The following is a 2,588-nucleotide window of genomic DNA, read 5'->3' on the forward strand; positions in this document are numbered from 1 at the left end:
ACAAGTGAATTATTCATTTCTAGAGGTTCGAAAATGTTTTGTTTTACAAATTCTCGGAAAAGAATTCCCGAGGCTCTCCCGACTATTGTTGCCAAAAAATTATATCCGATGTTGCTGTACGAATACCTTTTACCCGGTGCAAATTCCCTTTTCGGTTTGTACTTAGCAATGAGTTCAAGGAAATCCTGGTTGTCTGCCAGTTTTCTTTTATCCCAATACTTCTCCCATAGCTCGTCGCCATCGGATAACCCTCCGGTGTGCCAAAGCAAATGTCGGATGGTTACATTCTTGTATTTCAGTTCGGGTAGATACTTCGTGATGTCGTCGTCGTAGCCCAGCTTACCTCTTTCTTTTAGAATCATGATGCACATGGCGGTAAACTGCTTAGACACCGAAGCCAACCGAAATATAGATTCAATCTTTAAGGTGTCTTTGGTATGGAAGTCTGCATAACCAAAAGCATTTTTATAAATAACCTTTCCGTTTTCGGCAGCCAAAACAGTTCCATTCAGCACTCCTTCCTTATGATAAAACTGAAGAAAACTGTCGATTTCTGCCGCCTTAATTTGTTGTGCTGGTGTTAGGCCTAGCTCGTTTAACGTTTGTCCAATACAAGGAGATACAAATATGAAGACTGTACAATATAGAAAGATGAATTTTCTCAAATGCTTCATGTAGAATTTTGATCGATCAGTCGTTTAAAGATCGAGAAAAATGTAGTTAGCGCCATATTACAGAATAAACAACATATATGTAAGTTCGAGAAAAGAAAGTTTTTAGACTGATTGGGTTCCTGCTCGCACTCTCAAAATTGATGTTGCCCCCAGCAAGTAGTTTGTCGAGCTTATTTATGAAGGATTTAAAGTTGTTATGGAAATTAGAGAAACACGTACAATTAGATTAGCGTAGCCGCAATAGGATTGTTTTCGATTGATTTATTATTATCAGATTTAAAGAAATCTCTTGAAATTAAGGGAGTATTTAAATTTAGTAACACGATATTATTTAAAGATTATTCTAACATTTGACATTTAAAATCTGGTTATATACCTATTAAACGATACGGATTGAAGTGTTGTTTTCCTCCTCTTTTCTTTTGCATCGTGATAATTGTCGTCAAATTTAATTGACAATAGGAGAATTATTGAAAGGAATTGGCTCTTCATTATTACGGTTTTTACGCACACACATTTCAATCAATATAACGATGGTTTTATGGCATATCCAACAAAGTTTGGTTTAGAATGGAATAAAAAAACACCCCTTAACAATTTCCAGTTAAGGGGTGTTTAAAAGAACTAGCTATTGCTAACTACATTCTGTTTACATAAAATTAATTGGTCTTAATTAACTTTGTGATTTCAACACCATCAGCATATATAACATGTAATACATATAGCCCAGAGCTAAGATCCTCACCTATTTGAAATTCCACATTAGTAGTTTGCTGTTGAGCGCTTATCCATTTACCACCTATAGTAGTTATCTGCACTTGCACTTGTTCATCATCGCCATCTTTGTTTATCATAACAGTGGTTTGGTCGGTAAATGGGTTAGGGTATACAGATACTTCGATGCTAGTATCCGAATCAATATCAGTCACCTTTTCGTTAGTTGGATTCAATAGTGATTTACCAACACCGCCGCCGCCACCACAATCTTCAGGTGCGGTAACAATCATGTCAGCTGTTGTGGTACATCCATTGGTTCCAGTAACCTCCACGGTATATGTTCCAAAATCGTCCTCTGATAGTAAAATACCACCATTATACGAATTCGATTCAAGTGTTTCTGCACTTGGGAAATCAGGATTTGTACTCACATAGTTAGTCCAAACAAATGAATTCCCAGCTTCTGAAATTCCTATAAAACCTGCTCCGAAGGTAAGTGTAAGTCCTGAAGGAAATACCATTGGCGAGGCAGGAAGACATCTGTCTACATCTGAGTTCAAAGTAACGGTAGGATAAGTTGGTGCAATAACTTGAATCTCATCAACTGTTTCACACTCTGTGGCAGGATCTGTAACCGTAACGGTATAAGTTGCTGATACGTCAAAAGGAACTCTAATCCCTCCTGTTCTTGCAGTTCCCATTATACCAGGTGTGATATCATCTTCTCTAGGGAAAGTGTTGTTATTTCCACTATATGTAGCATCGTCCCATTCAAAGTGCATTCCTATCTCCGCTATACCGTTAAAGTTTTGTATTCCTCCTTTAACATAACTTGGAAGTTTCACTTTATTATTTGAGTTATTTACATCAAAACATTGATTGATAACACTTGAACCAAGGTCTACTACAGGATAAGTTGGTGCAATAACTTGGATTTCATCAACTGTTTCACACCCTGTACCAGGATCTGTAACTGTAACTGTATAAGTTGCTGATACGTCAAAAGGAACTCTAATACCTCCTGTTCTTGCAGTTCCCATTGTACCAAGTGTGATATCATCTTCTCTAGGGAAAATGTTGTTATTTCCACTATAAGTAGCATCGTCCCATTCAAAGTGCATTCCTATCTCTGCTATACCGTTGAAGTTTTGTATTCCTCCTTGAACATAACTTGGAAGTTTCACTTTATTATTTGAG

Annotated in this window: 2 protein-coding genes; both read right to left on the reverse strand. The window is 37.1% G+C overall.

All coding sequences use genetic code 11. The features are described from left to right. Positions 1-674, reverse strand: a 674-nt coding sequence (locus tag HRT72_11445) for a beta-lactamase family protein (protein ID NQY68318.1), incomplete at its 3' end; no start/stop codon positions are given. Between the two features lie 659 nt (positions 675-1,333). After that, positions 1,334-2,575 (reverse strand): T9SS type A sorting domain-containing protein, encoded by a 1,242-nt coding sequence (locus HRT72_11450; GenBank protein NQY68319.1) that lies wholly within the window; start codon positions 2,573-2,575, stop codon positions 1,334-1,336. Between the last annotated feature and the right edge of the window lie 13 nt (positions 2,576-2,588).

Source organism: Flavobacteriales bacterium (assembly GCA_013214975.1).
Taxonomy (GTDB): domain Bacteria; phylum Bacteroidota; class Bacteroidia; order DT-38; family DT-38; genus DT-38.